Below are 25,326 nucleotides of genomic sequence, written 5' to 3' on the forward strand. Positions count from 1 at the left end.
ACCAGCCCCATCCTGGGCATCCCGCCCATCGAGTCCTACCCGATACCCGCCGCCGGCGACCTGCCGGCCGACACGGTCTCCTGGGTCCCCGACCCGCGCCGGACCATCCTGCTGATTCACGACATGCAGCGCTACTTCCTGGCGCCGTTCGCCGGCAGCAACACGCCCGGCGGTCCGCTGGTACGCAACGCGGTCCTGCTCCGCGAGTGGTGCGCCACCGCCGGCATCCCGGTGGCGTACACCGCCCAGCCCGGCGACATGAGCGTCGAACAGCGCGGCCTTCTGAGCGACTTCTGGGGACCGGGCATGCGCACATCGCCCGAGGACCGCCAGGTGATCGACGAGCTGGAGCCCGCACCCCAGGACTGGCTGCTCACCAAGTGGCGCTACAGCGCCTTCGTGCACACCGACCTACTGGAGCGGATGCGTTCCGCAGACCGCGACCAGCTCATCATCTGCGGCGTCTACGCCCATATCGGTGTGCTGATGAGCGCGGTGGATGCCTTCACTCACGACATCCAGCCGTTCCTCGTTGCGGACGCGACGGCCGACTTCTCCGCCGCCTACCACCGGCTGGCCCTGACGTATGCCGCTGAGCGTTGCGCCCGCGTGGCCACCACCAAGCAGTTGCTGACCGAGTTGGAGGCTGCCCGGTGACCGGTCCGCACCACACCACTCAGCACCGCGCCGACCTGCTGGAACGAGTCCTCGACAGCCGCCCACCCACCTTCGCCCTTCTGCACCGGCCGCACACCACCGGCTCCGGCGTCGTCGACCTCGTACTCGGTGACATCACCGGGTGCGACTCGCTGACGGACGTTCCGCTGGCGGAAGCACCGGACCGGGACGGAGCCGGCAGCACGGACGGCCGGCACGAGGTACTCGTCCTGGTGCCTTACCGGCAGCTCGCCGAGCGCGGGTTCGCCGCCGTCGACGACGGCGAGCCCCTGCTCGTCATGAAGGTGGGCGAGCAGGACTCGCTGCCGCTCGGCGAGGTTCTTCGCCGTCTGCCCGACCTACCGGTATCTCTGACGGGCGGCCGCTTCGACACGGACGACGACGACTACGCCTCGGTGGTGCGCCGGGTGATCACCGACGAGATCGGCAACGGCGAGGGCGCCAACTTCGTCATCAAGCGCTCATTCACCGCGAGCATCCCCGGATACACTCCGGCGACCGCCCTGTCGTTCTTCCGGCGGCTACTGGAACGCGAGACCGGCGCCTACTGGACGTTCCTGATCCACACCGGTGAGCGCACGTTCGTCGGCGCGACACCCGAGCGGCACATCAGCCTGCACGACGGCACCGCCGTGATGAACCCCATCAGCGGCACCTACCGCTACCCGGCCGACGGCCCAGCCCTCAACGGCGTACTCGATTTCCTCGGCGACCCCAAGGAGACCGACGAGCTGTACATGGTCGTCGATGAGGAACTGAAGATGATGGCCCGGATCTGCGAGACCGGCGGCCGGGTGACCGGCCCCCACCTCAGGGAGATGGCGCGGCTGGCGCACACCGAGTACTTCATCGAGGGCCGCACCAGCCTGGACATCCGCGACATCCTGCGTGAGACGCTGTTCGCACCGACCGTCACCGGCTCCCCGCTGGAGAGTGCCGCGAAGGTCATCAACAGGTACGAGCCCGCCGGTCGTGGCTACTACAGCGGCGTCGCCGCCCTCATCGGCCGGGACGCTTCCGGTACCCGCAGCATGGACTCCGCCATTCTCATACGCACCGCTGACCTCGACCGCTCCGGCCGGCTGCGCATCGGCGTCGGGTCGACGCTGGTGCGCCACTCCGACCCGGCGTCCGAGGTCGCCGAGACCCGAGCGAAGGCAGCCGGGCTGCTCGCGGCGCTGGACGGCGCCGGTTCCGCCCGCCTCGCCACCGAGCCGCAGGTCCTCAGCGCACTCGCGCGGCGCAACGAGACCATCGCCGACTTCTGGCTGACCGGGGCGACCGAGGGGGGTGTCGAAGGCGCCACCGAGCTGGCGGGCCGCAGCGTGCTGGTAGTCGACGGGGAGGACACCTTCACTTCCATGATCGGTCACCAGCTCATCTCGCTCGGCCTCACGGTGACGGTGCGACGGTTCGATGAGCCGTACGACATCGACGCCCACGACCTTGTCGTGATGGGACCCGGCCCGGGCGACCCCCGCGTCACGGGCGACCCGAAGATCGCGCATCTGCGTGGCGCGCTCGGCCGACTGCTGCAAAGCCGTCGTCCGTTCATGGCGGTCTGCCTGAGCCACCAGGTGCTCGCCATGCTCCTAGGCCTGCCGCTGGTCCGGCGGGACGTACCCAACCAGGGCGTGCAGCGCGAGATCGATCTCTTCGGGCGGCGGGAGCGCGTCGGCTTCTACAACACCTTCGCCGCACGCTCCGACTCCGACAAGGCCGAACATCCTGTCCGCGGCGTCGTGGAGCTCTGCCGTGACCCCGGCACCGGCGAGATCCACGCCATGCGCGGCATCGGGTTCGCCTCGCTGCAGTTCCACTCCGAGTCAGTGCTCTCCCAGCACGGCGTGGCCGTTACCGCCTCCCTCATGACGGAGGTGCTGCGCTCGTGCAGGCGGTGATCGTGTGGTGGGACCTCGCCGACTCCGCACAGACGGTGCAGTCCCTGCGCTTGTACCTGCGGGACGAGGCCGTGGACCGCTTCGCCCAGGTGCCCGGTCTGCGAGTGAAGTTCTGGCTCTCCGACGCGGCGCGGCAGCACTGGGGCGCGATACTCCTGTGGGAGTCCGCTGAGGCCGCTGCGGTTCCGCTGGCACCGCGGGCTGCTGAACTCATCGGCTACCCCCCTACTTCTGTGTCCGCCTTCGCCGTCGAGGCCACCGTCGAGGGGCTGTTCACCGCAGGGGCCCTCGCCGGCCGCGGACTCGCGTTGGAGGGGTGAACGCGAGCCGCCGACACCACGGCACGCCCGGAGGCTTCGACCGCGCACACCGGTCTCCAAGCACACCACCGAGCGCTGCGGGCCGCGCGTCCGCACCGCGCCGGGCGGCCGTCATCCGACCGTACGACATTGGAAGGGATTGCTCACACATCATGGCGAGGATCATTGTCGCCGGGGGCGGAATCGGCGGCTTGGCAGCCGCGCTCAGCGTCGGACGGCGAGGGTATGAGGTCGTCGTACTGGAACGCCGTCGGGCCTTCGAGGAGTTGGGCGCCGGCATCCAGCTGGGCCCTAACGCCTTCTGGGCCTTGGACCGCCTCGGCGTGGGCGCGGACGTCCGCGACAAGGCCGTTTTCATAGACGAGCTGCGCTTGATGGACGGCACGTCGGGTGCGTGCGTGACCCGGATGCCGCTCACGGATTCCTACCGCGCGCGGTTCCGCAACCCGTATGCCGTCGTGCACCGCGGCGACCTGTACGAGCCGCTCCTGCGGGCCTGCCGCGCCATCTCCCGTATCAAGCTTGTCGCAGGTGCCTCGGTGACCGGCTACTCGCAGGACACCGCTGGAGTCACGGTCGCTCTGGCGGACGGCACCTCGGTCACGGGCGACGCGCTAATCGGCGCGGACGGGATCCGCTCGATGGTCCGCACCCAGCTCGTCGGCGACGGTGAACCGCGGGTGTCGGCCATACCATCTACCGCTCCGTGATCCCGATGGAGAAGGTCCCCGAAGACCTGAGATGGAACGCCGTCACCCTGTGGGCGGGCCCTGCATGGCACTTCGTCCACTACCCCATCGGGGGCGGCAAGCACCTGAACCTCGCCGCCACCCGCGACGACGGCGCGACCGTGGCCGTAGCGGGGGAGCCCGTCGAGCGCACCCGAGTGCTGTCGGACTTCCCCGGCCTGGGCAACACCACACGCCGCCTGCTGGAGCTCGGAGAGAGTTGGAGGACCTGGGTCCTGTGCGACCGCGACCCCGTAGGCAACTGGACGGACAGCCGGGTGGCGCTACTCGGCGACGCCGCCCATCCCATGCTCCAGTACGCGGCCCAGGGCGCGTGCATGGCACTGGAGGACGCCGTCGTCCTCGGCGAACTGCTCGACCACGACGCCATCGCCCCGAGCCTGCAGAAGTACGCCACGGAGCGCTACGATCGCACGGCCAAGGCACAACTCGTCGCCCGCGAGATGGGTACCCGGCTGTACCACCCCGCCGGCGACGAGGCAAAGGCCCGCAACACCATGCTGTCCGCCTTCTCCGAGGCCGACCTGCACGACAAGGTCGACTGGTTGCACGGCTTCCCGCCCTCGGGCGGCCTCACCAGCGGAGCGGTTCGTTGAACGCCCTGCGCCGGCTGTCCGCAGAAGAGCCCCAAGCTTCGACGAGGCGCGCCCGATCCTGGAACGGGCCTCAGCACGCGGGACGGCGGTGCGGGTGGCGCTGGGGGAAGTGGCGCAGTCGTAGCCGAGTGAGACGGTATGCACCGAAATCCTCTCCCACGTCGTGGCAGTGGCGGAGGCGAACGCCCCGTACGGCGTCTACCCAGCCCCGGCCGATGTGCCAGCTCAAGTAGCCTGCTCAGCGGCCCGATGATCACTGCCAAGGCCACGCGCGGACCCCGACGCTTCGCGCCGGGAACCTCACCTCGCGGACAAGGCGTGAAGCCACCACGGCAGAGGGGTCGCGCACCAGTTGCAGACGGTTCACGTGCCCGCTGATCTTTGCAAAGGACAACTTTCAGCCAACCTGTGCCAAGGATGGGAAAAGGCCCACTCATCTTCCACTCGCGTGGCCTAGCTTTCGAGACGGACCGCATGTGCCATCGGTCCGTGGGTGAATTCGGGGGAACGAGATGGATCCTGTGACGGCTGTCGCGGCCGCGGGTGTCGCGCTCGTGGTCAAGGGGGCGTTGGAGAGCGCGGGCCAGGAGGCCGGGCGTTCGGGTTGGGACGGCGGGGCGCGGCTCGTCGCGCGGATCCGAGCGCGGTTCCGCGGCGACTCCACCGCCGTGGCCGCGCTCGACGAGGCCACCCGGGCGCCCAGCGACGAGAGCGCCCAGCAGGCCCTGGAGCGAGTGCTTGCCGCCCACATGCTGCTCGACCGCAGCTTCGAGCACGAGGTGCGCCAGATGGTGAACGAGGCCGTTGCCGCCCGGGGCAGTGGTGCGCAGGTCAATGCGGCACTGATCAAGAACTCCCAGGTGTTCAACGAAAAGGTCGAGGTCAAGGGCGACTGGAACATCTCGTAGTTGTCCGAACGCCCTCCGCGCAGTTGACTTCACGTCACCGCCACGTCCGGAAGACCAAGATCCCTTGAGTGAGGAAGCAGCATCGGATTCCCGACCGCCGGTCGTTACCGCACCTGGCAGCGCTCCGACGGAGGCCCCGTCGCCTACGAAGGACTCCCCGAAAGGCGAGCCGCGCCCCTTTGACGAGGAAGAGGACGGGCCCGTCAGTGAGTCGGACGCGCTGCGTTCGCTCACCTCGGACAGGGGGCACGACGACGCCGAGCAGGTCGAGGCGCGGCGGGCGTCTGCCATCGCCGACCTCATCGCCGCACGCCTGAGCGACGACGCGTCGGGAACACGCATCGGCACGCTCGCGCTGTTCAACGAGACCGTCAGCTTCGGAGGCGGATTCCACACCGAAGGTGTGCGCGAAACGGCGGCATCCCGGTGCACAGGTGTGGTGGTCGTTCTCGACAGCGTCGAACTCGCTGAGTACACCGATCTGTTCGTCCAGCCCGACGGGTACGACGCGGCCCTCGACGACCTTCGGGAGCAGGCCTTGCTCGTGCTGACCGGGCCGCCCGGCAGCGGGCGCGCGGCCACCGCCGTCAACCTGCTGTCCGAGGCCACCGCCCTCAGCGGCAGCCAGGACGGTGGCTGTCACCGCCTGCTCGATCCGACAGCCCTGACCGAGCCCGGCTGGGAGCCGCCCGCCAAGAACTGCGGCTATCTCGCGGAGGTCGATGAAGGACCTGCGGGCGTGGGGGGGTTCGGGCCCCGCCAACTGGGTTCCGTTGCCGCCGCACTGCGTGCGGCCGGATGCCGGCTTGTCCTCACCGGCGGCCGCGACCTCGCGCTCGCCGCCACCAGCACGAGCGGTAGCGAGACGTTCGCACGTCACGAACTCAAGCCGCCCGACCCACTGGTGATCCTTGAGCGCCGGGTGCTCGGCCATGCGCCGGAGCCCGGGGCCCGGGCTCAGCTGCACGCGCTTCTCAAGGCCGCCAACGCCGTCAGCGCGCTGCGGGAACAGACCGCTGCCCGGCACGCCGTACGACTCGCGTCGGTGATCACCGCGGACGGCGATCTGGCAGCCGCAGTCACGGCTCTGCGTGATCCGAGCGACCAGGTCCGTTCCTGGTTCCAGCAGTACCGGACGCCAGAGGCGGTCGCCTTCGCGCTCGCCGCCGCGGTGCTGGAGGACAGCAGCTACCTCACTGTCGCCGAGGCCGCCGTGAAGCTGCACAGCGCGCTGACACCGCCCGAACCGGCTCCGCCGGATCTGCGGTTCGCCGACCGTCTCGCCGATGAGCAGCAGTGGATCCGGCTAGATTCTCCCCGCTCGGGACCGCTCGGTGCGGGCGGTCCGCCCCGGGTCCGGTTCCGGGGCCCGCTACTCGGCCAGGCCGTCCTGGTCCATGCCTGGAGCACGCTGGACGGGCGCCGGGATGCCTTCATCGAGTGGCTGCGCCGGTTGCTCGGCCACCGCGACCTCGAGGTGCGGGCCCGCGCCTCCGTCGCCGCCGGTGTCCTCGCCTGGGCGGACCACCACTACGCGGTGCACCGCTTCCTCACCGGCTGGGCGGGCTCCACGTCCTGGCCGCCGCGGCAGGCCGCCGCGACCGCACTCGGCGTGGCCGGCAGCCGGCCCGAGACTGCCGGGGCTGTCTGGGAGTTGCTGGACGAATGGGCCCGGGGCGGCAGCTCCGCGTACCAGCGGCGCCTCGCGGGCACCGCGGCGAACGCGGCGGGCGGGATCCTGGGACGTTCCGCCCCCGACCGCGCCGTCGGCGTGCTGCGCGGCGCGCTCGACCGCGGCGACGACTGGGGCACGCTGCCTGCGGTCGCCTGGGGCGGCGTCCACCTCCTCCATCAAGGACAGGCCGCCGCGCTCCTGGACGCCTACCTGGACTGGTCCGCCCCCCAGGACCTGTCCCCCATGGTTGTCAAGACGCTGTCCGCCTTCGTCTTCGCGGTCTCCCGGCCGTACGAGCGCCCGTCGGCGGACGTGGGAACGCCGGGCGTCGGGGGTGTGCCCCTGCTGCTCACTTCCCTGCCCGAGCACGGCGAGCAGGTCGCGGAGCTGTGGGCGCGCGCGCTGGCCAGGCGGCCGGTCCAGGACTCCGCGCTGGCGGCCCTGCGGGAGTGGATCGACACCTACGCGCCCTTGAGTCCAGAGAACCTCGACCGCGTCACGGCGCTCCTCGCCGACATCGCCCGCAGGCCCGGCAAGCACCGGGAGCGGCTGCTGTGGTGGCTCGGCAAGTGGGCTGCCGACCGCGACCGCCCCTCGGTGAACGCGGCGCGGCTGAGCCGCCGCATCTGACCCGTAGACGCAAGAGAGCGAGGTGACAGCCAGACCATGCAGGAACAGACGTACGATCCGGTCCTCGATGTCGCGGAGCTGCCAAGGTGGCGGCTGACGAGTCCGCTCCATCCGCCGGACCCCGGCCGGGCCCTGGTCCTGGTCCGGGACAGCGGCCCATCGTTGACGATCCGCAGCGGGGAGGAGATCCCGTCCGCGCGGTACGGCACCTATCGCTCGGTGTTCACGGTGGATGTCGGGGAGCACCGCCTCGTCCTGGACATCCCGCTGCTCAGTCGCGACCCCACGTTCTCCTTCCGCAGCCGCGTCGATCTGACCTGCAGGGTCGCGGACCCGGCGGAGGTCGTCGCCCGCGGCATTCGTGACATGAGCGGTGCCCTGTACGGGTATCTGCGCAGGACGCTGCGGGAGGTGGCGCGGGACCACGACATCGCCGACTTCCACGAGGCGGAGCAAGCACTCAACACCGCGCTCGCCTCGTTCACCGGCGACGACGCCGTCCGGCTGCGCAACATCCACGTCGAGTTGCTGGTGGACGAGGACGAGATCGCCGCCAGTGGGCGCGAGTTCCGGGACGTGGTGCGGGAGACCAGGCTCTCGCGCATGCGGCGCACCCGGCACGTCGAGATGATCCGCGAGGAGGGCGTCGACGGCCTCATCGGCGAGATCATGGAGAAGGAGGGGCCGCGCGCCGCTCTCGCCTGGATCGAGAAGAGCGAGGCGGAGAAGCGCGAGGCGAAGCGCGAGGTCATGCGGATGGTCCTGGAGCGCGGCGACCGTGACCGGGAGCCGTTCGAGCAGACTGAGCTGGAACGCGCTGTTCTGGACGAGGTGCTTCGGGACGGAGACGGTTTCTTCGAAAGGGCGACACGGCGCGGGCGCCTGCGCGGTTCGCTGTCCCGGGCCATTGAGCCGGCCACGCCCGAACCCATCGGGGACGACTTCCCGGCGCCGCCCCTCAGGGGCGAGGTGCTGCGCGAGGGCCACGAGACGCGGGGCACTGCCAGTCGGAGCTCCACAGACCCTGGGGCCGACCACCCACGCGGGTTCCCCGCGGACGACGCCCCGGGCGGCGGGCGGCTCACCGGCCGTGGCGCGCGCCCGGGACCTGCCGCCGCCTCCGGCCCACCGCCCGAGGACGAGCCGCTACCGGCCCCGGGCGGTGCCCCGCCCTCGCCTACCTCCCCTCCCTCGCGTCTCTCCGCTCCCGAGTCGCCGAAGCCGAAGCCGAGAGTGAGCCGGGTGCGCGGCACCGCCAAACGCCGGCCCGCCGACCCCGGCGGGGAGCCGTGATGGACCATTCCCGGCAGGACGGCTACGTCCCGCCCCCTCAGTTCCGGCCCTCACAGACCGGGTCGGGGGCGGCAGCGCTCATGCCCGGGCCCGCCGCGGCCAGCGAGCCGCCGGCGTCTCCGCTCACTCCACCCCAGCTCGCCTGGGGCGAGGCAAGGGGATGGGTACAGGCGCTGTCCGTGTGGACTGAGCGGATCCCGGGGCGCGGAGAGGACGCGGAGCCATTCGTCGCCCACCACTGGGAGTCCGGGCAGGGACTGCTCGCCGTGTTCGACGGTTCGGGCGGCGCCGGCGCGGCCCCGGCGTGGCAAGCACCCGACGGCACGTCCCGTACCAGTGCCTGGGTGGGCGCGCGCACCGCCCGGCTGGCCACCGAGTGCTGGCTCCACGACGTCACAAGGGACCGTCAGGACGTAGAACCGCAGTCGCTGCACACGTATCTGAAGTACTTCCTCGACAAGGCACCGCAGCGGCACAGCAAGATCGGCGGCACCATGCGCCGCCAGCTGCCCACCACCCTCGCGGGCGTCCACTACCAGGTCGCCGACGGAGAGGCGGAGGTCGAGCTGCGCCCGCTGTGGGCGGGTGACTCACGGGCCTACGCACTGCTGCCGGAGAGCGGGCTGCACGTCCTCACCCGCGACCACACCCAGGAGAGCGACGCACTGGAACTCCTGCGCAGCGACCCGCCGATGACCAACATCGTCTGTGCAGACCGGGAGTTCGACATCGACACTCATCACCTGGTCATGCGGCTGCCGTGCGTGCTCGTCGCGGCCACGGACGGGTTCTTCGGCTACGTGCACACACCTGCCGACTTCGAGGATCTCCTGCTGCGCACTCTGCAGCAGGCCGGGAGCGCGGCCGAGTGGGCCCACCTGCTCCGCCACCAGGTGGAGTCCTTCACGGCCGACGACGCCTCCCTCGCACTGCTGGCCCTGAACTACCGGGACTTCGACGACCTGCGTGCTCGATTCTCCCGCCGGCTGGAGCAGTTGTCCGCTCAGCAGTCGCGGGGCAGGCCGAGTGCCCTCACCGCGGTACCGGACCCCATCGCGGAGCCGCACGACACCGCGGCCCGGATCAGAGCCTGGCAGGACCAGTCGTGGCAGGTGTACCGCCGCGACTACGAGTCGTATCTGCCACACCCGCCCGAGGAGCTCGTATGAAGCAGGGAGACGTGATCGCGGGCTACCGCATCACCACCGCGCCCACCAACGCCAACGGCGGGAAGTGCATCTGGGCGTTCGCTGAGAAGTCCGGCTCCGCCTACTTCGTCAAGCAGTTCCTCGAACCCAAACGGCCCAAGAACGACGACCGTGACTCGCCTAGCCTGCGGATCAGGCGGCAGCTGGCCCGGGAGTTCGAGGAGCGACATCGCACGATCATGAAGCTGCTGCGCCCCGACGCCCCCGGCGGCGGCAACCTCGTGCTCGCGACTGACTTCTTCCACGAGGGCAGTACCTACTACAAGGTCACCGAGCGCATCGACACCTCCAGCCTGGAGAAGCCGCAATCGCTGGAGCCGCGCCAGAAGATGGTCCTGCTCAAGACGCTCGGGACCAGCTTGAGGCAGCTGCACGACATCGGCGTGGTACACGGGGACCTCAAGCCGCTCAACGTGCTCGTGCAGAAGCGGGACGACGCGGCTTTCCACACGGCGAAGCTGATCGACTTCGACGACTCGTACGTCGCGGGGAAGCCGCCCGCGCCTGAGGACATCTCCGGCGACTCCCTGTACGGGGCACCGGAGTGGCGACGCTATCTGCAGCAGGACGGCTCCGTCGGGCCCGATCGGCTGATGTGCGCCGTGGACGTCTTCGCGCTCGGTCTCATGACCCATCTCTACCTGACGGGCGAGCTCCCTCGCCACGACAGGCGGTTCGGCTCTCCGGCGGACGCGGTTAACGGTGGCGGGCGGCTGCGCCTCGATCCGCGCCTGTCGGACGAGATGCAGGGGCTGATGCGGGCGATGACCCAGGCGGACCCCAAGCAGCGTCCGCGCATGGTGACGTATCTCAAGGCCCTGTCGGATCCGAAGGTCTGCGCCCTCCAGCACCGCAGGCCCGGCTCCGCGGCGCCTGTAGAGCCCTCCGCAGGGGAGAGTTCCGCGCCGCACGCACGATCGAGCCGGGTCCGCGCCAACCTCAGGCCGCGTACGGGCGGCCCCGCTCCCGTTCCGCGTCCCGCGGTGACCGATCCCCCACCCCCTGAGCCGGCCACCGGGCCGGCCCCCGCCAGCCCGCCCCCTACCAGGTCCTCCCGCGTCCGCATCAACCTTGGCGACCGCGGCCGTGACCGCAACACACCGTGAACCAGGAGACTTACATGAACCCCGTCAACGACCAGTACCAGGGCAACCTGCAGTACGCCGTCGACATCGTGCTCTGCGTCGACGCGACCGCCAGCATGTTCCCCGTCCTCGACCACGTGAAGTCGAGCGCGCTGCAGTTCCACGACCGCCTCACCGACGTGATGGCGAAGAAGGGCAAGGCGATCAGCCAGCTGCGGCTGAAGACCATCGCGTTCCGGGACTTCGGTGACGATCCGGCGACGGCGATCGAGCAGACCGACTTCCTGCGCCTGCCCGAGCAGGCCGAGGACTTCGAACTTTTCGTGCGCGGCATCGACGCGGGCGGCGGCGGTGACATCCCGGAGTCCGGTCTCGAAGCGCTCGCCCTCGCCATCAACTCCCCCTGGGAGACGGGCTTGGACCGCAGGCGCCACGTCATCGTGATGTTCACGGATGCCCCCGCTCACCCACTCGGCACCGTAGGCGCCTCCGCGCAGACGTACCCGGCGAACATCCCACGCTCCATCGACGACCTCTTCGAGCAGTGGGGGTACGCCCGCAGCCAGACCGCCGTCATGGAGCAGTCGGCCAAGCGACTCGTTCTGTTCGCGCCGGGCCAGGAGCCGTGGAAGGAGCCGATCTCCGAGGAGTGGGATCTGACCCTGCACTTCGAGTCCAAGGCGGGCGAGGGCCTTGAGGAGTTCGAGATGGACGAGATCATCGAGACCATCGCGAACAGTCTGTGACCCCGCTACTGGAGTGGCCCGGGTTCCGACTCGACTACGCCGAGGGCGTCCTGAGCGTGGGGTTGCCCGCCACCGCGGACCTGGAGGTCAAAGCCGAGCGCTGCGTCGAGGTCTCTCTACGCCCCAGACCCGAGGGCAGCTCCGGACAGCTGCTGTTCTGCTTCCGGAGTGCACCGCCCGAGGCGGCCGACCTGATCGCGGTGCGGGTCGTTGTCCCAGCCGTCCACTTCCGGGACGTCGAGCAACTGATCCAGCGTCTGCGGCGCGACCACGGCGTGCCGGACCGGCAGGCCGACGAGGACGGGACCGCGGAGCTCGCCCGGGTTCCCCCGGGGACGGACGGCTGGGTCCTGGCGCCCACGGGCTCCGCATCCGAGAAGCTGTTCGACGAGGTCATGGTTCGGGTCGAGAGCGACGCCGACTGAGCCGGGCCCCTCCCGACCCACTCGACCAGGAAAGGCAGTACAGGGTGGCGGCAACAGCCAACTGGCGCTGCGCGGACTGCGATGTCTACAACGAGCCTGCGGAGAAGGCCTGCACGATCTGCGGCAGCACCCGACGCGCGCCCGCTCCACCCAAGGCCTCTCCCAGCAGGAGCGCCCCGCGGCCGGCGACGAAACGACCGTCACCGGCCAGACCGGCCGCGGACTGGCGCTGCGCCAGATGCGACACCAACAACGTCGCGTCGGACGCCTCCTGCTTCGTCTGCGGTACCGGCTGGAAGGCAGCGGCAAGACCCGCGGCCAGACCGGCCGCGAAGAAGTCGGCGCCCAAGTCCGCCTCGCCTGCGTCGGGCGGCTCGGCAAGACCGGGGGCCAAGAAGCCGACCCCGAAGAGGACCTCGTCCTCGTCGAGCTCGTCAGCCAAGAAGGCCGCCACGAAGCGGCCGGCCCCGAAGCGGCCGTCGTCCACCCGCACGCCGGCGAGCCCGCGCCCCGAGAGTCTCTTCCACCCGCCGCCCACAGCCACGACGGGCTACACCCCGGCCACTCCGCGGCCCACCCCAGCGCCTACCCCGCCTCCCGCGCCCCGCTGGTCACCGCCACCGGCTCCAGCGAAGAGCAACAACTGCGCGAGTTGTCTGGGCACCCTCGTCATGAGCATCGTGCTCCTCGTGGTCGGCCGGAGCTGCGTCAGCGCACTGGACGGCTCCACCTCCGGCCCCCCTGATGGTTCCGCCACACGACCGAGCACTTCCGCCACCTGCCCACTGCGCGTCGCCGACGCGCTGCCGTCGGGTGACGGTGCGGAGCTGGTCGAGGCCTTCCGCACGAGGAACAAGCAGATCACGCTGTGCCGCACCAGCGGGGGAAAGCTCTACTACTTCGGCGAGTTCAGCGATCGCCGTGAGCCGGGCATCGCCATGCCGGCCAAGCGGATCAGCGGCGGGTACGAGGCGCACAACCCTCCGTACCGCTACGACATCCGCGACAGTGTCGTGACGATCTACAAGTCGGGCGCGCGCATCGGCCAGGAAGAACTGAGTCCGGAGCCTTCACCCAAGTGATCCCGTCGTGCTCGCCGCAAGGCGGCCGGTGCCGGGCCCACCGTCTCGGGCGGGCGGGTAGCCGGGGCGTCGTCTGCCCGGTCGGGGCCGGAGGGGATGCGGTCGTTGCCACCCGCATTCGTCGGCGGCCGACGGCGCCGGTACACGGGGGACCCGCAGGCGGATCACGGGGGCTGGACTCCCATGTGGCCGGTGAGCCTCACGAGCAGCAGCAGCTCCTGCTGCACGACGAAGCCGAACTGATCACCCGCGGCCCGTGCGGAGGCGTCGGCCGCCTCCGCACGGGCCGCGCACCGTTCTCCGCCGGCCGTTCCCGCTGGTGCTGGAGCACCGCGAACAGGCCGACCGCCAGGTGGCTCGCCCGGTAGAGCCCGGTCGCCAGGATCATGAAGGACCGGGCGCGTCGCAGGCCCGACCCGGCCGCTGCCGTCCCCGGCCGTGCCGCCGGTCGCCGTAACCGTGAGAACACCGTCGGCACGTCCCCGCCTTCCCGGTCCGGTCGCGGCGCGGAGTCCGACGTCGTCCGGTGCGGAACGGGCTGGGGACCTCGGCGCCGACATGTGTGCACGACGCCCCGTATTCTGCCCCCGCATATGCCCGCCCAGACCCGCCGCGTACGGACGGATCACGCCGGTTCGCCGGGAGCCGGGCCGCTCCCCGCGACCCCCGCCGCACGGGTGCGGCCCGCCGGAAGGGTCTCCGGCGGGCCGCTGGACCACGTCACCGGGCGGGGCCCGGGACGCGGGGTGGTGCTACTTGCCGCGGTAGGCGTCGATCAGGGTCTGGGTGGTGGTGTTGCCCTTCTTGTCCACGGCCTTGGCCTTGAACGAGACGGCCTTGCCCTTCTTCGGGGTCTTCACCTTCACCTTGCCCTTGGTGACCTTCAGCGTGGTCCACTTCTTGCCGCCGTCGTAACTGGCCTGGACGGTGAGCGACTTCAGCTGCTTGCCGGCAGCCGATCCCTCGACCTTGACCGGCACGGTGAGCGTGGAGCCCGCCTTGGCGGTCGCGTCCAGCGCCAGCTTCGGCGCGAAGCGCACCGCGCTGGCGGGCAGCGCGGTGTCCTTGTTCGTCCGCTGCGAGGTGAACGAGTAGGAGGCGCTGACCTTGGTGCTGACGGTCGCCACGCCGCTGCGCTGGATCGTCGTGACGAGCCGGTAGTTCGCCTTGCCCGCCGGCACCTCGAACTCGGCGAAGTCGATGACGTCGCGCACCGTCCGGAACTTGTTGCCGTTGCGGTAGAGCGTCGTCGAGGCCTTGGTGTAGGTGCTGCCGCCCAGGTGGCCGGCAGCGTCGGCGAACGGGTTCACCGCACCGTAGATGGTGTTGCCGGAGCGGAACAGGCCCTGGTACTTGCCCAGCTTCGGCGCGAACACGGCGTGGTTGAAGCTGGTCGTCCGGCTCTTGCCCGCGGTGTAGGCGCGGGGGTTCTCCTGGTAGACGGCCTCGAAGTCGCCCTTCTTGTCGAGCTGGTAGAAGTCGTGGCCCCACTTGAGGCCGGCGGCCCGCACGTACACGGTGGTGGTGCGCGGCAGCTTGTGGGGCGCCGGGAAGCCGCCGCCCATCGACACGGTCGGCGTGGTGACCAGCACACCCGTGCGGCCCTTGGCCGAGGCGCCCTCGCGGGCGACGACCTTCGCCATCTGGTTCTGCTTGGTGTGCTGGGTCAGCCCGGTGTACATGCTGCCCTTGCGGGCGTGCGCCGAGCGGTACTCGGTGGCGCCCCTGGTCCAGGTGGTGGCGGCGGCGGCGTTCACCTTCGTGCCGGAGGGCAGTGCGCCGACCTGCGCGGTGCGGAAGCCCTGGCTCAGACCGTCGGTGATGAAGCCCATTCCGTAGTAGATGTCCCGGCCGCTCTCCATTTCGAACTCGGCGGTCAGCTCGGTCTGCTTGGCCTTCTTGTCGGCCACCGTCATGGTCATCGGCTTCGCCTTGCGGGCGTCGTAGACGAGCGTGGTGTCCTTCGTCAGGTTCAGCATCGGCGTGACGAGCCAGTCGATGCCGAGCACCGCCGTGCCCGCCTTGTTGAACAGTCCGACGCTGGCGTCAGCGGTGTAGGCGCCCTTGGGGAGCCGGACCGTCGCCGGGGATGTGGGGTCGAACGACACCCACTGGTGGGAGGTCAGCGAGACGAGGTCGCCGAACCAGTCCTTGGCCGGCTTGCCGTCGCGGCCGATGGCGCGCATCGTCACGTTGTACGACTCGGCCTCGCGGTCGACGGCAGCGGCGGTGCGCACCACCTGGCCGCCGCCGGTGGCGGCGATCTGGAGGCTGTAGCCGCCGTTGAGGTTGCCGCCCGGGCGGGTGTCGGCGGTGACGTCGACGGTGGCGGTGCCGCCCGCCGGGACGGTCAGCTCGGTCGCGGCCAGCGTGAACATGCCGGCCGGGGCCGGCTTGCCGGTCGGGCCGGTGCCGGTGCCGGCCAGCTTCAGCGTCACGTCGGTGTCACCCAGGTTGCGGTAGGTGAGCGGCTTCGTGATCGGCTTGTCGTCCGTGTGCGGCCACTGCGCGGTGCCGAAGCTGATCGACGAGGGCTCGGCGACGATCTGCTGGTTGATGGCGCGCGCCAGGTCGGCGCGTCCCGAACCGGTCTGGAACGCCGAGTAGCCCTTGGCCGCCTTTGTGGAGGCGGTCAGGACGGACTTGATGCGCTCACCGCTCCAGTCGGGGTGCTGCTGCGCGAGCAGCGCCGCCGCGCCGGCGACGTGCGGCGTAGCCATCGAGGTGCCGGAGATGGCGACGTAGCCGGGGGCGACCGGGGCGCCCTCCTTCTCGATGAGGCTGCCCTTGGCCGCCGCCGCGCCGATGTCCACTCCGGGCGCGGTCAGGTCGGGCTTGACCGCGCCGTCACCGATGCGGGGGCCGACGGAGGAGAACTCCGCGAGCTTGTCCTTCTTGTCGACGGCGCCGACGGTCAGCGCGGCGTCCGCGCTGCCCGGCGTGCCGACGCTCTGCGGGTTCGGGCCCTCGTTGCCCGCCGCGATCACGAACAGCGCGCCGCTGGAGGCGGACAGCTTGTTGACCGCCTCCTCCATGGGGTCGATGTCGGCGGTGTCGCCGCCGCCGAGGCTGAGGTTGATGACCTTCGCGCCGCGCGCTACGGCCCACTCCATGCCCTCGATGATGCCGGAGTCGAAGCCGTAGCCGTCGTCGTCGAGGACCTTGGCGTTGAGCAGCCGGGCCTTGGGGGCCACACCCTTGTACTTGCCGCCGGAGGCCGCGCCGGTGCCGGCCGCGATGGAAGCGACGTGTGTGCCGTGGCCGACGAGGTCGCGGGTGTTGCGGGAGTCGCTGAAGTTCTTCGACGCGACGACCTTGGTACCCGACAGGTCCTTGTGGGTGGTGTCGATGCCGGTGTCGAGGATCGCGATGGTCGTGCCCTCGCCCTGGTAACCGGCCTGCCAGGCGGCGGGGGTGCCGATCTGCGGCACGCTCTTGTCCAGGCGCACCTGCCGGATGCGGTCGAGGGAGACGGTGTCGGTGCCGGCCTTCTCGGTGAGGGCCTTCCACGCCGCCGCCGCGTCCTCCTCGGCGACGGTGACGGCCTCACCGTTGACGGTCGGGAGGCCGGCCCGGATCTCCGGGTCCGCCGTGGCCCGCAGCGCGGCCTTGGCCGCGGGGCTCTTGCCGCGGTAGGTCACGATGAACGGCACGCCGGTGCCGGCGGTCTTGCGGTACTGCTCGCGGCTGAGTTCGGTGACGTCGAAGAGTCCCCGGTCGACCTTGCCGGCCCGGATCAACTTCTCGGCGTCGTGCGGCAGGACGAAGGTGCTGTCGCCGGTCCGCTGCGTCCGGACGGGTATGTGCTCGCGCCCCTGGGCACGTATCAGCCCGGTGACCTTGCCCTGCGGGTCAAGCAGGACGCGGTCGCCGGTGAGGAGGGTGACGGTGCTTCCGTCGGTCCGGCCCGTCGTGTTCCCCACCCGCTCGGCCCCCTGGGCCTTCAGCGCGGTGGGCGCGGGCTGCGCCGCGTACGACGGGCCGGTGGCGCCCGCCGTCAACGCGATCACCACGGCTGTCGCCAGCGCGGTGGCACCCATTGTGGACTTGTTTCTCAACTTTCCCCCTGGTGATGTGTGTTCACCAATCGGGGACCCCGTGGCCCCCGCGATCAGAAGTATGCCGTGAGGGTCATGGGGTGTCGTACCTGGACGGAAAACCGAAGAACTGTTGTTACGAAACGACCGAGAGGTGTGTATGGCGGGGGCAACGAGCGAACTGCGGGAAAGCGACCGGCTGGAGGCGGAGCGCCTGCTCGCACAGGCCGTCGAGGAGGAGGTGCGCCGGTCCGGCGGCACCGCGGACGGCCAGGTGCTGTACGCCCGCGCCCGCGCCTCGCTGGACGAGATGACGGCGCGGGCACACGAGGAGTACGCCGGGTACGTGCGCGCCGTGGACGCGGCGTCGCCGAGCCGGCTCTCCGAACGGTTCACCGGGCGGTCGCTGGGCCCGGCCGCGGGCGGAGTGTCGGCCGCGGCGGTGGCGATCCTGCTGTTCGACCGCGGTCACGGCTTCGCGGAGGCGATGGGCGCTGCGGCGGTCGTCGCGGCCGTCGGCGTCCTGGGCGTGGTGACGCAGGCCCTCGTCGCGCACCTGTGGGCGGCTCAGCGCGGCGCGGGCACTCAGCAGCAGCCCGGCGGCGTCGAGTCGTTGAAACGGGAGTGGCTGACGGCCCTGGAAGTGCGGGGCGTGCGGCCCTTCCTGGAGCAGCAGCGCATGGTGGTACCGCGCCAGCAGCGCGGCGGCAGCGCCGCGGTGCAGCGGCGCCGGGCCCAGCCGCAGCTGCGCGGCCGGGACCGCAGCGCCGCCGCCCGGCAGCGCAACCTGCTGGAGCAGTCGTTCGTACAACTCCCCTCTCCTGAGGCGCAGTTCGCCGGACGCCGGGTCGAACTGGGGCAGATCGCCCAGTGGGTGCGGCAGGGCCGGGCCAGCACCGCCACCCGCTCCACCGTGGTGGTGCTGCACGGGCCGGCCGGGTCGGGGCGGTCCGCACTGGCCGTCCGCGCCGCCCACGACCTGCGCGACCTGTTCCGCGGCGCGTGCCTGGTGGACCTGCGCGGCGACTCCTCCGAGGGCAAACCGCTCAGCACCCGCGACGCGCTGCTGCACCTGCTGAACCGGCTGGGCGCTCCCCGCGAGCAGCTGCTGTTCCGCGGCTCGGGGCGGGAGGGCCCGCAGGACGACCAGCACCAGCGCCGGCTGGTGGAGCTGTACCACCGCCACCTGGCCGAACTGGCGGTCACCGTGGTCCTCGACGACGCCACCGACGCCGAGCAGGTGGCGGCGCTGGTCCCGGCCCGCTCCGACTCCCTGGTGCTGGTGACCGCCCCGGGTCCGCTGGACCTGCCCGAGGACCTGCCCGCCCACGTGCACCAGTTGGAACTGGGCCGGCTGGACGAGGCAGGGGCGGAGGAGGTGCTGCGCGCGGCGGCGCCGGCCGGCGGCCCCTACGACGCGAGCGGCTACGAACGGGTCGCCCAGTGGTGCGGCGGGCTGCCGTTCCCACTGCGGCTGGCCGGGTCCGCGCTGAGCGCCGACCGCACCGCGGCCCGGGTCGCGGACGACCTGGCCGCCTACGGCCCGGCCGGTTCGGTGGAGCCGGTGCAGCGCGCCCTGGCACTGCGCTACGCCGACCAGCCGGAAGCGGCACGCCGGCTGCTGCGGCGGCTGGCGCTCGCCGGGCGGGCCAGCCTGGGTCCGGCCGCCGGGGCGGCACTGCTGTCGACGACCGAACGGGAGGCGGGCCGGCAGCTCGCTGAGCTGGCCCGGGCCGGGCTGATCCAACCGGCCCGCGGCGACCGCTACCGCCTGCACGGCCTGGTGCGCCGGTTCGCCCGGTCCAGGCTGCTGGACGAGGAGCCCGCCGAGGAGCGGAGCGCCGCGCAGGAGCGGCTGATCCGCAGCTACGCCGAGCTGGCCGACACCGTGATCCGCATGGTCGACGGCAAGACGTCGACCCGCGCGGACCACTTCGGCAGCCACGGCTTCCCCTCGCTGGACGCGGCGCTGCGCTGGCTGGACGACGAGTCCAGCTTCATCACCGCCACACTGCGGCACGTCAACGAGGGCGTCGACCAGGCAGCCGTGCTGCACCTGCTGGGCGCGCTGTGCGACTACTGCCTGCTGCGCGGCGACCTGTACCGGTTGGGCGAGCTGAACGAGCTGACGCAAGCCGTCGACCGGGGACTGCTGACCCGGTCCGTGCAGTGGCGCACCGGCGTGGCGGCCCGGCAGCTGGGCGAGCTGGACCGTTCGCACACCACGCTGTCGTCGGTGGTGAACCTCTACCTGGAGGCCGACCACCAGGCCGGGGCCGCGCGCACCCTGCGCGAGCTGGGCATCACCCTGCACCACCAGGGGCAGCTGCCCGAGGCCGCCGCGAAGCTCACGGAGGCGCTGCGGCTGCAGACCGGTGAGGGACTGGAGGGCGACCGGGGGTGGACGCTGCACGCCCTGGCGGCGGTCGAACGGGACCGCGGCCGGGTCGGGCCGGCCATCGACATGCTGCACCGGTCGCTGGCACTGCACCGGGCCAGCGAGAGTGTGCACGGCCAGGCGTGGGCCCACTTCCAGCTCGGCCAGACGCTGCTGCTCGTCGGGGACGTCGCGGGCGCCGAGTCGGAACTCGACGAGGCACGCGAGGACTACCGGCGCAGCCAGGACCGGCGCGGCCAGGCGTGGGTGGAGACGCAGCTCGCCCGCGCCCGCCTGTACGCGGGTGAGTCGGCAGAGGCGCTGGAGTCCCTGGTGGGTGCGCTGGCCCGGCACCGGGAGAGCGAGGACGCCCGGGGTGAGGCGTGGACGCTGTACTACCTGGGGCTGGCTCACGAGGAGGCCGGGGACCGGGACAGCGCCGTGCAGGAACTGGAACGGGCCAGGTCCGGATTCAGCCGGATGCGGGATGTCTACGGACTGGCCTGCGCCCGGCACCACCTGGGCCGCGTCACCCGGGACCAGCGGGCCGCGAAGACCGGGACCCTGCACAACAGCGGCTTCGCCCGGCAGCTGCTCCAGGACGCGAGGACGGACTTCCGCCGGGTCGGCGCCGCGCACGGCGAGGCCTGGTCCTGCCTGGAGCTGGCGGTGGTCGACGCCGGCAACGCCAAGGCCGTGCAGGCCCTGGAGCTGGCCGACGAGGCGCTGCGCCTGTTCACCGGCGGCTACGGCGACACGGCCGGTGGCGGGTCCGCAGCCGGGGACGACGACGGCGCGGGCGACCGGCGGGGAGCGGACTGGGCGCGGTTCCTGCGCTGCACGCTGCTGCCGTTCGCCTCACCGGGCGGCTCCGAGGTGGGCGCCGCCGTGGCGCAGCAGGAGCTGGCGTCACTGCGACGCGAGGGCCACCCGCAGCGCGACCCGGCGGTGGAGGAGGCCGCCGAGACCTACGCCCTGATGCTGGACCGCGGGGTGCAGCCCGAGTCCGGCTGGCAGGCCTGGCACCTGGGCCTGGTGCCCACCCGGCAGGCCCGCGACGTGCTGGGCGTCACCGGCTGAGCACCGGGCACCCCGCGCCCGGGCACACCGGCCCGACAGCCCGGCACACCAGCTTGCCGGGCCGGGCGGGGTGCGCCGGGCCGCCGACTGCGGCCGTCAGCTCCGGCCACGGCCCGCGGGGCCGGAGGCCGGAGCTGACGCGCCCGGCTTCTCGGCGTCCTCGGGCGCCTCGTCGAACTCGACCTTCTGCATCTGCCGGTTCATCGACTTCATCAGGAACCAGACGGCCAGGCCCATCGCTGCGAAGACGAGAAAACCGAGCACGCCCGGCGTGACCTTGTTCTCGTCGAACGTGTCGGCGAGCTGGACGAGCTCGGGCGCGTACATCAGGCTCTCCATGGCACTCATGACGTCAATTGTCGCGGATGCCGGCGAAGAGGTCGTCCTCGGGTAGCGAAGTGTCCACCAGCGACTTGGCCAGCTCGTACTCCTCCGTCGGCCAGACCTCCTGCTGGATCTCCATCGGCACCCGGAACCAGCCGCCGTCCGGGTCGATCTGCGTGGCGTGCGCGATCAGCGCCTTGTCGCGGATGGCGAAGAAGTCGGCGCACGGCACGAAGGTGGTCAGCTCGCGGTCCTTGCGCTGGAACTCGTCCCACCGCTCCAGCCACTCCCCGTAGGGGGAGTCCATGCCGCGGCTCAGCAGCGCCTCGTGCAGGGCGAGCGTGCGCTGCCGGTTGAAGCCCTGGTTGTAGTAGAGCTTCTGCGGCTGCCAGGCCGGGCCCGCCTCCGGGTAGCGGTCCGGGTCGCCGGCCGCGTCGAAGGCGATCATGGAGATGGTGTGCGTCATGATGTGGTCCGGGTGCGGATACCCGCCGTTCTCGTCGTACGTCGTCACGACGTGCGGCCTGAACTCGCGGATCAGCCTCACCAGCGCCCCGGCGGCCTCCTCCGGGTCCTGCAGCGCGAAGCACCCCTCGGGCAGCGGCGGCAGCGGGTCGCCCTCCGGCAGCCCGGAGTCGACGAACCCCAGCCACGCCTGCTGCACGCCCAGGATCTCGCGGGCCTCGTCCATCTCCTTGCGGCGGACCTCGTGGATGTTCTCCTCGACGTACTTGTCGCCCTTCAGCCTCGGGTTCAGGATCGAGCCGCGCTCGCCACCCGTGCAGGTGGCGACCAGCACGTCCACTCCCTCGGACACGTACTTCGCCATCGTCGCCGCACCCTTGCTCGACTCGTCGTCGGGATGCGCGTGGACGGCCATCAGCCGGAGCTGCTCAGTCAAGACAGTCAAGACCCGTTCCTCGTTAACTCGTCACGACCCCACGGCCGTCAGCGGGCTTCGCGGGCGGCTCCTATAGTGACCGACCCCGACCCCTGTTGTATTCCCGGTCCACCGTCCCGGGTACTTTGGTCCCGTGGCCACGTCTGACATGTCTCACCAGCACGAAGCACCGCCCGAGGGCCGGTACGGGCGCTCCGGCGGCGACGAGGCCCGCACCGACCGGCGGCTCAAGCTGCTCGGTGCCGTGCTGGGAGCGGCCTTCCTCGGCCTGATCGGCTGGATCGGCTTCTCGCACATCTCCAGCGGCAGCCAGATCAGCGGTGAGCTGATCAAGTTCCAGGTGGTCTCCGACGAGGAGGTGCGGGCGCACCTGGAGGTCCGCAAGGGCTCCGACGTGGAGGGCGTCTGCGCGGTGCGCGCGCTCTCCGAGGACAAGGCGGAGGTCGGCCGCGCCGACTTCGCCTTCGACGGCGCGCGGAGCCGCATCGACGAGGTCGTCTCGCTGCGCACCACCGCCCGCGCCACCTCCGCCCAACTGCTCCGCTGCCAGCGCACGGACGGCGACTGAGCGGACGGACACGGAGTGTCACAGCTCTGACACCGAACGCTCGCCCTTCTTCCGTTTTCCCCGGTAATTGTTAGAGTCGACGTTTCGCCCACCCTCGAAGGCGCACCTTCTCGGGTAGGGCGTTGCTTTATATCCCGAGTACCTGCAAGGAGCACCTGTGACCCAGACCAGCGACAACGTCACCTGGCTGACCCAGGAGGCGTACGACCAGCTCAAGTCGGAGCTGGACTATCTGTCGGGTCCCGCACGTACCGAGATCGCCAAGAAGATCGAGGCGGCCCGGGAAGAGGGTGACCTGCGAGAGAACGGCGGATACCACGCGGCGAAGGAGGAGCAGGGCAAGCAGGAGCTGCGGGTACGCCAGCTGACCCAGCTCCTGCAGAACGCGAAGGTCGGTGAGACCCCCGCTGACGACGGTGTGGTCGAGCCCGGCATGGTCGTCACGATCGCCTTCGACGGCGACCCGGACGACACGCTCACCTTCCTGCTCGCCTCGCGGGAGTACGCCAGCTCCGACATCGAGACCTACTCCCCGCAGTCGCCGCTCGGCAAGGGCGTCAACACGAAGAAGGTCGGCGAGGACGCCGAGTACGAGCTGCCGAACGGCAAGATGGCCGCGGTGAAGATCCTCGACGCCAAGCCCTACCAGGGCTGAGCCGCACCGGGCCCGGCCCGGCCTCGGACGTTGCGGAACCCCCGGCGACCGCACGCCGGGGGTTCCGCCGTGTCCGGAGCCGGACACGATCGCTCCGCGCGCGGCCTCAGACGGTGGCCGAGCGGTACTTGCGGACGGCCAGGGTCCGGAAGACCAGCACGATGAGCACCGAGTACAGCACCGACGCCAGCACCGGGTTCTGCATCGGCCAGGCGTCCGGCGCCTGGTAGCCCGGCGGCAGGTTGCCGAACAGCTCGCGGGCAGCGACCACCGTCGCACTGAACGGGTTCCACTCGGCGACGTGCTGGAGGAACGCCGGCATGTTCTGCGACGGCACGAACGCCACCGAGACGAACGTCAGCGGGAACAGCCAGATCAGGCCGCCGGAGGTGGCCGCCTCTGGCGTGCGCACGCTGAGGCCGATCAGCGCGCCGATCCAGGTGAAGGCGTAGCCGAGAAGCAGCAGCAGGCCGAAGGCGGCCAGCGCCTTCGGTACGCCGTTGTGCGCGCGCCAGCCGACGAGCAGCGCGACGACGGCAAGGACCACCAGAGTGAGCGCCGTCTGCACCGCGTCCGCCAGGGTGCGTCCGGTCAGTACCGCGCCGCGGGCCATCGGCAGGGAACGGAACCGGTCGATGAGGCCCTTGTGCATGTCCTCGGCGATGCCGGCCCCGGCGCCCGCGGTGGCGAAGGTGACGGTCTGCGCGAAGATGCCCGCCATCAGGAACTCGCGGTAGGCGGCCGGGTCCAGCCCGGCGCCGGGAATGTTGATCGAGCCGCCGAAGACGTAGCTGAACAGCACCACGAACATGATCGGCTGGATCAGCCCGAAGATCACCACCTCCGGGATGCGCAGCATCCGCAGGAGGTTGCGCTTGGCGACGATCAGCGAGTCGGAGACCGACTGGCCGATGCCGCCGCCCTTGGGAACGACGGGTCGGGGCGCCGTTCCGGTGGTGTCGGTGGGGGCACTCATATGGTCGCCTCCGTGTTCTGGTCGTCGGTGGAGTCGCCGCCCTCAGCCCGCTCGGCTGCGGCGTGGCCGGTGAGCGAGATGAACACGTCGTCGAGCGTGGGACGACGCAGCGCGATGTCGTCGATCTCGACACCGCGCCCGTCGAGGTCGCGGATGATCTCGGCGAGCAGCTTCGCGCCGCCGCTGACCGGCACGGTCAGCTTGCGGGTGTGCTGGTCGAGGGTGACCGCGCCCTTGCCGACCCCGCCGAGGACCTCCCGGGCGGCGTCGATCTGGTCGCGTTCGTGGACCACGACCTCCACCCGCTCCCCGCCGGTGCGGGCCTTGAGCTGGTCGGAGGTGCCGCGGGCGATGACCTTGCCGTGGTCCACGACGGCGATGTCGTCGGCCAGCCGGTCGGCCTCCTCCAGGTACTGGGTGGTCAGCAGCAGCGTGGTGCCGCCGGCCACCAGTTCCTGGATGACGTCCCACAGTTCCTGCCGGTTGCGCGGGTCGAGGCCGGTCGTCGGCTCGTCCATGAACATCACCGGCGGGCTGACCACCAGCGCGGCGGCGAGGTCGAGCCGGCGGCGCATGCCGCCCGAGTAGGTCTTCGCGGTGCGGTCCGCGGCGTCAGCGAGGTGGAAGCGCTCCAGCAGCTCCCCCGCCCGGCGCTTCGCGTCCCGGGCGGACAGCTGGTACAGCTGTCCCACCATCTGCAGGTTCTCCCGGCCGGTGAGGTATTCGTCGACCGCGGCGAACTGGCCGGACAGGCCGATCGAGCGGCGTACCTCGTTGGGCTGCTTGAGCACGTCGAGGCCGGCGACGACGGCTCTGCCGCTGTCGGGCACCAGCAGCGTGGTGAGCACCCGCACGGCGGTGGTCTTGCCCGCACCGTTGGGGCCGAGAAGCCCCAGCACGGTGCCTTCGGGGACGTCGAGGTCGACGCCGTCCAGTGCCCTGACCTCTCCGAAGGTCTTCACCAGACCTTCGGCGTAGATGGCGCCTGGCATGAATGGTCTCCCAAGGTATGGGGTGTGATGTGCAAAGCGTAGGTTCGCCGGACGAAACCGGCATCAGAAAGGCGCACGGCGACCACGTCCATGACGCGGGCCGCGGGCCGCGGTGACCGC

At 71.1% G+C, this 25,326-nt stretch carries 20 protein-coding genes and 2 pseudogenes; 16 read left to right on the forward strand and 6 right to left on the reverse strand.

Going from position 1 to position 25,326, the window contains the following annotated elements; translation table 11 throughout:
* Nucleotides 1-9 precede the first annotated feature (9 nt).
* The 12 genes and pseudogenes from QNO07_RS04175 to QNO07_RS04230 all read left to right on the forward strand — a co-directional run bounded on the left by QNO07_RS04175 (nucleotide 10) and on the right by QNO07_RS04230 (nucleotide 12,214).
* Nucleotides 10-657 carry an isochorismatase family protein gene (locus QNO07_RS04175; RefSeq protein WP_283990498.1) on the forward strand — a complete coding sequence of 216 codons (648 nt, stop codon included), beginning with the start codon at nucleotides 10-12 and terminating at the stop codon, nucleotides 655-657.
* Nucleotides 654-2,579: an anthranilate synthase family protein gene (locus QNO07_RS04180; RefSeq protein WP_283990090.1), complete on the forward strand. Its 1,926-nt coding sequence runs from the start codon at nucleotides 654-656 to the stop codon at nucleotides 2,577-2,579. The genes QNO07_RS04175 and QNO07_RS04180 overlap by 4 nt, the downstream gene beginning before the upstream one ends.
* Nucleotides 2,567-2,899, forward strand: coding sequence for a hypothetical protein (locus tag QNO07_RS04185; protein ID WP_283990091.1), 333 nt, complete (start codon nucleotides 2,567-2,569; stop codon nucleotides 2,897-2,899). The genes QNO07_RS04180 and QNO07_RS04185 overlap by 13 nt, the downstream gene beginning before the upstream one ends.
* Before the next feature lie 152 nt (nucleotides 2,900-3,051).
* Nucleotides 3,052-4,244, forward strand: a pseudogene (locus QNO07_RS04190) (3-hydroxybenzoate 6-monooxygenase).
* Nucleotides 4,245-4,281: 37 nt separating this feature from the next.
* Nucleotides 4,282-4,464 (forward strand): annotated as a pseudogene (locus QNO07_RS04195) (chorismate synthase); the annotation flags it as partial.
* A 292-nt stretch (nucleotides 4,465-4,756) separates the two neighbouring features.
* Nucleotides 4,757-5,152, forward strand: a complete 396-nt coding sequence (locus QNO07_RS04200; RefSeq protein WP_283990092.1) for a hypothetical protein — start codon at nucleotides 4,757-4,759, stop codon at nucleotides 5,150-5,152.
* 64 nt (nucleotides 5,153-5,216) lie between these two features.
* A complete protein-coding gene (locus QNO07_RS04205; RefSeq protein WP_283990093.1) occupies nucleotides 5,217-7,457 on the forward strand; it encodes an amino acid adenylation domain-containing protein in 2,241 nt (746 codons plus the stop codon).
* A 36-nt stretch (nucleotides 7,458-7,493) separates the two neighbouring features.
* Nucleotides 7,494-8,750 (forward strand): hypothetical protein, encoded by a 1,257-nt coding sequence (locus tag QNO07_RS04210; protein ID WP_283990094.1) that lies wholly within the window; start codon nucleotides 7,494-7,496, stop codon nucleotides 8,748-8,750.
* A gap of 179 nt (nucleotides 8,751-8,929) precedes the next feature.
* The gene (locus QNO07_RS04215) at nucleotides 8,930-9,919 is read left to right on the forward strand and encodes a serine/threonine protein phosphatase (protein ID WP_283990095.1); all 990 of its coding nucleotides are present in this window, start codon (nucleotides 8,930-8,932) and stop codon (nucleotides 9,917-9,919) included.
* Nucleotides 9,916-11,064, forward strand: a complete 1,149-nt coding sequence (locus QNO07_RS04220; protein ID WP_283990096.1) for a protein kinase domain-containing protein — start codon at nucleotides 9,916-9,918, stop codon at nucleotides 11,062-11,064. Before QNO07_RS04215 ends, QNO07_RS04220 begins: the two co-directional genes overlap by 4 nt.
* Nucleotides 11,065-11,078: 14 nt before the next feature.
* Complete coding sequence (locus QNO07_RS04225; protein WP_283990097.1) at nucleotides 11,079-11,789, forward strand: vWA domain-containing protein; 711 nt, start codon at nucleotides 11,079-11,081, stop codon at nucleotides 11,787-11,789.
* Nucleotides 11,786-12,214 carry a hypothetical protein gene (locus QNO07_RS04230; protein ID WP_283990098.1) on the forward strand — a complete coding sequence of 143 codons (429 nt, stop codon included), beginning with the start codon at nucleotides 11,786-11,788 and terminating at the stop codon, nucleotides 12,212-12,214. The genes QNO07_RS04225 and QNO07_RS04230 overlap by 4 nt, the downstream gene beginning before the upstream one ends.
* 85 nt (nucleotides 12,215-12,299) lie before the next feature.
* Here the strand turns inward: QNO07_RS04230 and QNO07_RS04235 are convergent, their stop codons facing one another.
* Nucleotides 12,300-12,707 (reverse strand): hypothetical protein, encoded by a 408-nt coding sequence (locus QNO07_RS04235; RefSeq protein WP_283990099.1) that lies wholly within the window; start codon nucleotides 12,705-12,707, stop codon nucleotides 12,300-12,302.
* A 178-nt stretch (nucleotides 12,708-12,885) separates the two neighbouring features.
* Here QNO07_RS04235 and QNO07_RS04240 point away from each other — a divergent pair, with 178 nt between their 5' ends.
* On the forward strand, nucleotides 12,886-13,296 hold the full coding sequence (locus QNO07_RS04240; RefSeq protein WP_283990100.1) for a hypothetical protein: 411 nt from the start codon (nucleotides 12,886-12,888) through the stop codon (nucleotides 13,294-13,296).
* 752 nt (nucleotides 13,297-14,048) lie between these two features.
* Here QNO07_RS04240 and QNO07_RS04245 read toward each other — a convergent pair.
* Complete coding sequence (locus QNO07_RS04245; protein WP_283990101.1) at nucleotides 14,049-17,336, reverse strand: S8 family peptidase; 3,288 nt, start codon at nucleotides 17,334-17,336, stop codon at nucleotides 14,049-14,051.
* 157 nt (nucleotides 17,337-17,493) lie between these two features.
* Here QNO07_RS04245 and QNO07_RS04250 point away from each other — a divergent pair, with 157 nt between their 5' ends.
* Nucleotides 17,494-20,790: a tetratricopeptide repeat protein gene (locus tag QNO07_RS04250; RefSeq protein ID WP_283990102.1), complete on the forward strand. Its 3,297-nt coding sequence runs from the start codon at nucleotides 17,494-17,496 to the stop codon at nucleotides 20,788-20,790.
* Between the two features lie 96 nt (nucleotides 20,791-20,886).
* On the opposite strand, the gene QNO07_RS04255 is transcribed toward QNO07_RS04250, so the two are convergent.
* On the reverse strand, nucleotides 20,887-21,138 hold the full coding sequence (locus QNO07_RS04255; RefSeq protein WP_283990103.1) for a hypothetical protein: 252 nt from the start codon (nucleotides 21,136-21,138) through the stop codon (nucleotides 20,887-20,889).
* Nucleotides 21,139-21,142: 4 nt separating this feature from the next.
* Nucleotides 21,143-22,015, reverse strand: a complete 873-nt coding sequence (gene mca, locus QNO07_RS04260) for a mycothiol conjugate amidase Mca (RefSeq protein WP_283990500.1) — start codon at nucleotides 22,013-22,015, stop codon at nucleotides 21,143-21,145.
* 148 nt (nucleotides 22,016-22,163) lie between these two features.
* Between mca and QNO07_RS04265 the strand changes: the two genes are divergently transcribed.
* Both QNO07_RS04265 and greA read left to right on the forward strand, forming a co-directional pair.
* Nucleotides 22,164-22,583 carry a DUF4307 domain-containing protein gene (locus QNO07_RS04265; protein WP_283990502.1) on the forward strand — a complete coding sequence of 140 codons (420 nt, stop codon included), beginning with the start codon at nucleotides 22,164-22,166 and terminating at the stop codon, nucleotides 22,581-22,583.
* Between the two features lie 157 nt (nucleotides 22,584-22,740).
* Complete coding sequence (greA, locus tag QNO07_RS04270) at nucleotides 22,741-23,238, forward strand: transcription elongation factor GreA (protein ID WP_283990104.1); 498 nt, start codon at nucleotides 22,741-22,743, stop codon at nucleotides 23,236-23,238.
* Between the two features lie 106 nt (nucleotides 23,239-23,344).
* Here the strand turns inward: greA and QNO07_RS04275 are convergent, their stop codons facing one another.
* Together QNO07_RS04275 and QNO07_RS04280 are read right to left on the reverse strand one after the other, a co-directional pair.
* On the reverse strand, nucleotides 23,345-24,214 hold the full coding sequence (locus QNO07_RS04275; RefSeq protein ID WP_283990105.1) for an ABC transporter permease: 870 nt from the start codon (nucleotides 24,212-24,214) through the stop codon (nucleotides 23,345-23,347).
* Nucleotides 24,211-25,206 (reverse strand): ATP-binding cassette domain-containing protein, encoded by a 996-nt coding sequence (locus QNO07_RS04280; protein WP_283990106.1) that lies wholly within the window; start codon nucleotides 25,204-25,206, stop codon nucleotides 24,211-24,213. The genes QNO07_RS04275 and QNO07_RS04280 overlap by 4 nt, the downstream gene beginning before the upstream one ends.
* Nucleotides 25,207-25,326: the final 120 nt, after the last annotated feature.

This window comes from Streptomyces sp. 549 (assembly GCF_030124175.1).
Classification (GTDB): domain Bacteria; phylum Actinomycetota; class Actinomycetes; order Streptomycetales; family Streptomycetaceae; genus Streptomyces.

Coding starts and splice junctions, on each gene's coding strand:
- QNO07_RS04200 (WP_283990092.1), top strand. CDS start 4,757: ATGGATCCTGTGACGGCTGTCGCGGCCGCGGGTGTCGCGCTCGTGGTC.
- QNO07_RS04210 (WP_283990094.1), top strand. CDS start 7,494: ATGCAGGAACAGACGTACGATCCGGTCCTCGATGTCGCGGAGCTGCCA.
- QNO07_RS04220 (WP_283990096.1), top strand. CDS start 9,916: ATGAAGCAGGGAGACGTGATCGCGGGCTACCGCATCACCACCGCGCCC.
- QNO07_RS04225 (WP_283990097.1), top strand. CDS start 11,079: ATGAACCCCGTCAACGACCAGTACCAGGGCAACCTGCAGTACGCCGTC.
- QNO07_RS04240 (WP_283990100.1), top strand. CDS start 12,886: ATGAGCATCGTGCTCCTCGTGGTCGGCCGGAGCTGCGTCAGCGCACTG.
- QNO07_RS04245 (WP_283990101.1), bottom strand. CDS start 17,336: ATGGGTGCCACCGCGCTGGCGACAGCCGTGGTGATCGCGTTGACGGCG.
- QNO07_RS04250 (WP_283990102.1), top strand. CDS start 17,494: ATGGCGGGGGCAACGAGCGAACTGCGGGAAAGCGACCGGCTGGAGGCG.
- QNO07_RS04255 (WP_283990103.1), bottom strand. CDS start 21,138: ATGAGTGCCATGGAGAGCCTGATGTACGCGCCCGAGCTCGTCCAGCTC.
- QNO07_RS04265 (WP_283990502.1), top strand. CDS start 22,164: ATGTCTCACCAGCACGAAGCACCGCCCGAGGGCCGGTACGGGCGCTCC.
- QNO07_RS04275 (WP_283990105.1), bottom strand. CDS start 24,214: ATGAGTGCCCCCACCGACACCACCGGAACGGCGCCCCGACCCGTCGTT.
- QNO07_RS04280 (WP_283990106.1), bottom strand. CDS start 25,206: ATGCCAGGCGCCATCTACGCCGAAGGTCTGGTGAAGACCTTCGGAGAG.